Origin of the sequence: Micromonospora sp. NPDC049799 (genome assembly GCF_040656655.1) — a bacterium.
Taxonomy (GTDB): Bacteria; Actinomycetota; Actinomycetes; order Mycobacteriales; family Micromonosporaceae; genus Micromonospora.
On the sequence record NZ_JBFAMU010000287.1, the window covers coordinates 1 to 6256 of the forward strand.

The following is a 6256-nucleotide window of genomic DNA, read 5'->3' on the forward strand; positions in this document are numbered from 1 at the left end:
CCCGGCGGGCGACGGCGGTCGACGAGTTGGCGGCCGTGGCGGGGGCGCTGGAGATCGCGCTGACCGGCGCCGACTGGTCGGACGCGGCCGGGCGGATGCGGGCCGACGTGGTGGTGTCGACCGTGCCGAAGGGTGTCGCCGACCCGCTGGCCGGCGAGGTCGACTGGCGGCCGGGGACGGTCTACTTCGACGCCGTCTACGACCCGTGGCCGACGCCGCTGGCCGCCTCTGCCGAGGCGGCCGGCTGCGCGGTCGTCTCCGGCCTCGACCTGCTCCTCGCCCAGGCCCTCGGGCAGTTCGTCCACTTCACCGGGGTGGCTGCCCCGGTCGTCGCGATGCGCGAGGCGCTGGCGGCGGCCCGCCGCTGACACCGTCCTCCGCTCAGCCCCGCCGTTCCTGGCGCCGTTCCCGTCGGTCGGTCGACGCCTGACGGAGCCGGGAGTACCAGTGCGGCGTGGTGGCCGGGTCGAAGATGCGGGCGATCACGATGTCGGTGGACGAGTGGGCGAGGATCGACAGCACGATGGTCAGCGCCACCAGGTGGAAGATCTCGTCGCCGGCGGGGATGCCGGCCTGGAGCACCAGCAGCCCGTAGACGACCGACGCGAAGCCCTTCGGGCCGAACCACATCGCGGCGAACTGCTCGGTGCGGGTCAGGTGCGAGCCGATGAACGACACGGCCAGTGCGAGCGGGCGGGCCACCAGGATGGCCAGCGCGGCGAACACCCAGCCCGGCCAGGAGATCTCGCCGAGGAACTCGATCGAGATCAAGGCCCCGAAGACCAGCAACGCGCCCAGCTTGAACAGCTCCGCGACCAACTCACCGAAGTGCTCGAAGCTCTCCCGCTGCCGCTCGCCGAAGGTGGCCACGGTGACGCCGGCCGCGAACGCGGCGAGGAACAGGTTGGCGTGGGTGACCTGGCCCAGCGCCAGCACCAGCAGGCCGATCGCCACCCCGTTGAGCGGTTCGTACTGGGTGGAGGCGGAGAAGAACCGGCTGCGCTCCAGCCGCAGCGCCAGCCACGGCACCGCGACGCCGATCACCAGTCCCAGCAGCAGTTCGGTGCCCAGCTCGTCCAGGTGCAGGTCGTCGGAGCCGGACGCCACCGCGAGGAAGAGGATCACGAACGGCAGTGCCAGGCCGTCGTTGATGCCGGACTCGACGTTGAGCAGGTGCCGCAGCCGCCCGGGTACCCGTTCGTTGCCGACCAGCGCGGCGGCGAAGACCGGGTCGGTGGGGGCGAGGATCGCCCCGAGCAGCAGTGCCTCCGGCCAGTCCAGTCCGACCACGTAGTGGGCGAGCAGCGCGGTGATCGCCAGGGTCAGCGGGAGGCCCCAGCCGAGCGCCCGGCCGGGTAGCCGCCAGGCCGAGCGGAGGTCCGCCCAACCGACCCGCATGCCGTCGGTGAAGAGCACGGTGAACAGCGCCAGCTCCGCCAGCGTGGCGACGATCGGGCTGTCCGCCGTGATGTTCAGGACCCCGGTGGTCTCCGGACCGAGGATGAAGCCGGCCGCCAGGAAGAGCACCGCCGTGGACAGGATCGTGCGGTGGGCCAGGCTGGAGAGCAGGACGGCCAGCAGCAGGACGGCCGCGAACGCGAAGAGCAGCACCGGAAGCTCCCGACGGGTCGACGAAGGAGTTGCCGACCAGACTTCCCGGCGCGCCGCCATGATCGTACGGGTTCCCCGCGATCCCGCAAGAATCGGTGGCCGATTGGCGAGGAGCGCGTCCGCAGGGCGGGACAGCACGGGCACCGCTCCGGCCCGGCCACCCGCCGTGACAGACTGACCGCTGTGTTGCGCTGGTTGACTGCAGGTGAATCGCACGGCCCCGCCCTCGTCGCGCTCCTGGAGGGGGTGCCCGCCGGGATCGAGGTGACCACCACCGACATCGCCGGCGAGCTGTCCCGGCGCCGGCTCGGCTACGGCCGGGGTGCCCGGATGGCCTTCGAGCAGGACGAGGTCGAGATCATCGGCGGGCTCCGGCACGGCCGCACCATCGGCAGCCCGGTCGCCATCCGCGTCGGCAACTCGGAGTGGCCCAAGTGGCAGACCGTGATGGCCGCCGACCCGGTCGACCCCGACGAGCTGGCCGGCCAGGCCCGCAACGCCCCGCTGACCCGACCCCGGCCCGGTCACGCCGACCTCGCCGGCATGCAGAAGTACGGCCACACCGACGCCCGCCCGATCCTGGAGCGGGCCAGCGCCCGGGAGACCGCCGCCCGGGTCGCCGTCGGCACGGTCGCCAAGGCCCTCGTCCAGCAGGCGCTGGGCATCGAGATCGTCTCGCACGTGGTCGAGCTGGGACCGGTCGCCGCGAAGCCGGGCCTGCGGCCCCGGCCGGAGGACGCGCAGCGGATCGACGCCGACCCGCTGCGCTGCCTCGACCCCGAGGCCAGCGCGCGGATGGTCGCCGAGGTCGACGCCGCGAAGAAGGCCGCCGACACGCTGGGCGGCGTGGTCGAGGTGCTGGCGTACGGGGTGCCGCCGGGCCTGGGCAGCCACGTCCAGTGGGACCGCAAGCTCGACGCCCGGCTCGCCACCGCGCTGATGTCGATCCAGGCCATCAAGGGTGTGGAGATCGGCGACGGCTGGCAGCAGGCGCGCTCGCGCGGCTCCGAGGCGCACGACGAGATCCTGCCCACCGCCACCGGCGTCCGGCGGGTCACCGACCGGGCCGGCGGCCTGGAGGGCGGCATCACCACCGGCGAGCCGCTGCGGGTGAAGGCCGCGATGAAGCCGATCTCCTCGCTGAACCGGGCCCTCGCCACCGTCGACGTGACCACCGGGGAGCCGGCCACCGCCATCAACCAGCGCTCCGACGTCTGCGCGGTGCCCGCCGCCGCCGTGGTCGCCGAGGCGATGGTCGCGCTGGTGCTCGCCGAGGCCGCGGTGGAGAAGTTCGGCGGTGACTCGGTCGACGAGATGCGCCGCAACCTCGCCGGCTACCTCGACGCCCTGGTGATCCGCTGATGGCGCCGGTGTGCGTCCTGGTCGGTGCGCCGGGCTCCGGCAAGACCACGGTCGGGCAGGCGCTCGCCGACGTCCTCGGCGTGGAGTTCCGGGACACCGACCTCGACATCGAGCGGATGGCCGGCAAGCCGATCCCGGAGATCTTCATCGACGAGGGGGAGGAGCACTTCCGTACGCTGGAACGGGCGGCGGTGGCGGCGGCCCTGGCCTCCTGCCCCGGCGTGCTCGCCCTCGGCGGCGGCGCGGTCCTCGCCGAGGAGAACCGCGCCGCGCTGGTCGGGCACCGGGTCGTGCACCTCTCCGTCGAGCTGCCCGACGCGGTCAAGCGCGTCGGTCTCGGCGCCGGTCGCCCGTTGCTGGCGATCAACCCGCGCGCCACGCTGAAGCACCTGATGGAGCAGCGCCGCCCGCTCTACGCCGAGGTGGCCACCACGACCGTGGTCACCGACGGACGCGACCTCGACTCGATCGTCGCCGAGATCGCGTCCCTGCTGAAGCGGTGAGGCCGGTCAGCCCCGGGCGATCCGGTCGAGGACGTCGGCCAGCGCCTTCGGCTCGCTGAGCATCGGCCAGTGCCCGGTGGGGAGCGCGTGCACCTGGCCGCCGGCCAGGCCGGCGAAGAACGGGTGCCCCTGCGCGATCATCTGTTCCACCAGGTCGAGCGGGAAGGTGCTGGCGACCAGGGCGGTCGGCACGGCTCGCCCGCCGGTACGCCGGACCGGGTCGGTGGCGGCGCGCAGCGGATGCGGGGTGGCGCGTGCCCGCAGGAGGGCCAGCGTGACGTCGTCCAGCCCGGCCAGGTTCCGCGGGTCCGACGCCGGATCCCAGTCGGGCGGGGGGAGCAGGTGCCCGGCACCGATCTTCTCGCGCAGCCGTTCCTTTTCCTCCGGCTCGTTGCTGTCGAACTGCGACATGCCGTCGGGCATCGGTCCACTCTCCACGTAGACCACACGGCCGATCCGGTCCGGGGACCGGTCCGCCGCCTGCGCCACCGGTAGCCCGCCCCCGGAGTGGCCGACCAGCAGCACGTCGCGCAGGTCCTCCACCTCCAGCAGCCGGAGGATGTCCCGGGTGTGCGTCTCCAGCCCGACCTCCGGGCCGGCGAGGTGGTCCCGCTCCGCCACCCCGGTCAGCGTCAGCGGGTACACCTCGTGCCCCCGCCCGCGCAGGTCCGCCGTGACCTCGCGCCACGCCCAACCACCCAGCCAGAAGCCCGGCACCAGTACGAACGTCGCCATCTGCGATCCCCTCACGTGTCGTCGTCACCACGACCGTACGATCGAATCCGGACAGGTTCCGCCCGCTTTCCGAGGAGTTTCGCGTGTCGCATCCGGCCGGACGGGTTCTCGGGCTGCTGGAGTTGCTGCAGAGCCACCACCGGCTCACCGGTGGCGACCTGGCCAACCGGCTCGGCGTCGACGAGCGCACCGTGCGCCGCTACGCCGCCACCCTCGTCGACCTGGGCATCCCGGTCACCGCCGACCGGGGCCGCTACGGCGGGTACCGGCTGCTCCCCGGGTACAAGCTGCCTCCGCTGATGCTGACCGACGACGAGGCGGTGGCCGTCCTGCTCGGCCTGGTCGCCGCCGAACGGCTCGGTCTGGGCACCGAGCAGCCGGCCACCGCCACCGCCGCCGCCAAGATCCGTCGGGTGCTGCCGGCCGCGCTGGCCGACCGGCTGGCCGCCGTCCGCGAGCACCTCGCCTTCACCCTGCGCCGGGTCGAGCCGGACACCCGCCCGGCCACCGGCACGCTGCTGGTGCTGGCCACGGCGGCCCGTGAGGGGCGGCGCGTGCGGATGGCGTACCGCTCCCGTTCCGGTGCACCCTCCGACCGGGAGCTGGACCCGTACGGTCTGGTCTTCCACGTCGGACGCTGGTACGTCAGTGGCCACGACCACCACAGTGGCGAGGTCCGCACGTTCCGGCTGGACCGGATCGCCGAGGTGACGGCGGGGGAGGGAACCTTCACGACGCCCGAGGGCTTCGACCCGGTGGCGCAGGTGACCCGCTCCCTGGCCGCCGTCCCGTGGGCGCACGAGGTCGAGGTGCTCCTGGAGATCGACCTGGCCACCGTCCGGCGACGGGTCCCGCCCAGCGTGGCCGAGCTGACCGCCACCGCCGAGGGGGTGCTGCTGCGTGCCCGCGTCGAGCGGCTGGACGGCATGGCCGCGCTGCTGGCCGGGCTGGGCTGGCCGTTCACGGTGGTCGCGCCGGACGCACTGCGCGACGAGGTGGCCGCCCACGCCGCGCGGCTCGCCGAATGGGCGCGACGCTGAGGTGTCCCTGTCCGTGGACGGTTCCCACGTCGCGGCCCGGCGCTGGACTAGGCTGCCGGCGATGGACGACGTGACCCGGATCCCGGTCGGCGGCGAACGGCCGTACGACGTGCTGGTGGGACGTGACCTGCTGGACAGCGCAAGGGCGTCGCGCCCGGCGCCCAGCTGCTCGTCGGCAAGGTGCTCGACGACTACGGCTCCGGTTACAGCTCGTCGATCATCGCGGGCATGGAGTGGGCCGCCCGCTCCGGCGCGACGGTCGTCAACATGAGCCTCGGCGGCGCACCGACCGACGGCACCGACCCGATGAGCCAGGCGGTCAACGACCTCACCGCCTCCACCGGCGCCCTGTTCGTGGTCGCCGCCGGCAACGAGGGCGCACCGCGTACGGTCGGCGCGCCCGGTGCGGCCGACGCGGCCCTGACCGTCGGCGCGGTGGATCGTGACGAGAACCTGGCGGACTTCTCCAGCCGTGGTCCGCGGATCGGCGACAACGGCCTGAAGCCGGAGATCACCGCGCCGGGTGTCGGCATCGTCGCCGCCCGCGCCGCGGGCACGAGCATGGGCACGCCGGTGGGTGACGCGTACACCCGGGCGTCCGGAACCTCGATGGCCACGCCGCACGTCGCCGGCGCGGCGGCGATCCTCGCCCAGGAACACCCCGACTGGACCGCCGGGCAGCTCAAGGACGCCCTGGTCAGCACCACGCGGGCGAACCCCGAGCTGACCGTCTTCGAGCAGGGCGGCGGCCGGGTCGACGTGTCCCGGGCGCTCGGCCAGCGCGTGTACGGGTCGGCCACCGCCGACTTCGGCCAGGTGACCACCGGTGGCGCGGCGGTCGAGCGGACCGTGACGTACACCAACGGCACCGCGGCCCCGCAGACCCTGCGGCTGGCCCTGGAGCTGCGCAACCTCGACATGACGACGCGGCGGATGGACAGCCGGTCGAACACGACCCGTTCCAGGCGGATGCGGCCGTAGAGGAAGAGTGCGGGACCGCCGAGG

6 protein-coding genes and 2 pseudogenes are annotated in these 6256 nt (G+C 73.7%); 6 read left to right on the plus strand and 2 right to left on the minus strand.

What is annotated here, in order from left to right:
- A pseudogene (locus AB0I76_RS19990) lies at nt 1–368 on the plus strand (shikimate dehydrogenase); the annotation flags it as partial.
- Between the two features lie 13 nt (nt 369–381).
- On the opposite strand, the gene AB0I76_RS19995 reads toward AB0I76_RS19990, so the two are convergent.
- Complete coding sequence (locus tag AB0I76_RS19995; RefSeq protein ID WP_357037415.1) at nt 382–1671, minus strand: cation:proton antiporter; 1290 nt, start codon at nt 1669–1671, stop codon at nt 382–384.
- Between the two features lie 123 nt (nt 1672–1794).
- On the opposite strand from AB0I76_RS19995, the gene aroC reads away from it, so the two are divergent.
- Nucleotides 1795–2973 carry a chorismate synthase gene (gene aroC, locus AB0I76_RS20000; protein ID WP_357037418.1) on the plus strand — a complete coding sequence of 393 codons (1179 nt, stop codon included), beginning with the start codon at nt 1795–1797 and terminating at the stop codon, nt 2971–2973.
- Nucleotides 2973–3476 carry a shikimate kinase gene (locus tag AB0I76_RS20005; protein ID WP_357037421.1) on the plus strand — a complete coding sequence of 168 codons (504 nt, stop codon included), beginning with the start codon at nt 2973–2975 and terminating at the stop codon, nt 3474–3476. Before aroC ends, AB0I76_RS20005 begins: the two co-directional genes overlap by 1 nt.
- A gap of 6 nt (nt 3477–3482) precedes the next feature.
- On the opposite strand, the gene AB0I76_RS20010 is transcribed toward AB0I76_RS20005, so the two are convergent.
- Nucleotides 3483–4211, minus strand: a complete 729-nt coding sequence (locus tag AB0I76_RS20010; protein WP_357037424.1) for an alpha/beta hydrolase — start codon at nt 4209–4211, stop codon at nt 3483–3485.
- An 83-nt stretch (nt 4212–4294) separates the two neighbouring features.
- On the opposite strand from AB0I76_RS20010, the gene AB0I76_RS20015 reads away from it, so the two are divergent.
- The 3 genes and pseudogenes from AB0I76_RS20015 to AB0I76_RS20025 all read left to right on the plus strand — a co-directional run bounded on the left by AB0I76_RS20015 (nt 4295) and on the right by AB0I76_RS20025 (nt 6232).
- On the plus strand, nt 4295–5251 hold the full coding sequence (locus AB0I76_RS20015; RefSeq protein WP_357037427.1) for a YafY family protein: 957 nt from the start codon (nt 4295–4297) through the stop codon (nt 5249–5251).
- A gap of 13 nt (nt 5252–5264) precedes the next feature.
- Nucleotides 5265–5387 (plus strand): annotated as a pseudogene (locus AB0I76_RS20020) (3-dehydroquinate synthase); the annotation flags it as partial.
- A gap of 44 nt (nt 5388–5431) precedes the next feature.
- Nucleotides 5432–6232, plus strand: a complete 801-nt coding sequence (locus AB0I76_RS20025) for a S8 family serine peptidase (protein ID WP_357037429.1) — start codon at nt 5432–5434, stop codon at nt 6230–6232.
- The last annotated feature ends 24 nt before the right edge of the window (nt 6233–6256 follow it).

Bases quoted from the DNA above. Each gene is read 5' to 3' on its own strand.
- AB0I76_RS20010 (WP_357037424.1), bottom strand. From the start codon at position 4,211: ATGGCGACGTTCGTACTGGTGCCGGGCTTCTGGCTGGGTGGTTGGGCG.
- AB0I76_RS20005 (WP_357037421.1), top strand. From the start codon at position 2,973: ATGGCGCCGGTGTGCGTCCTGGTCGGTGCGCCGGGCTCCGGCAAGACC.
- AB0I76_RS19995 (WP_357037415.1), bottom strand. From the start codon at position 1,671: ATGGCGGCGCGCCGGGAAGTCTGGTCGGCAACTCCTTCGTCGACCCGT.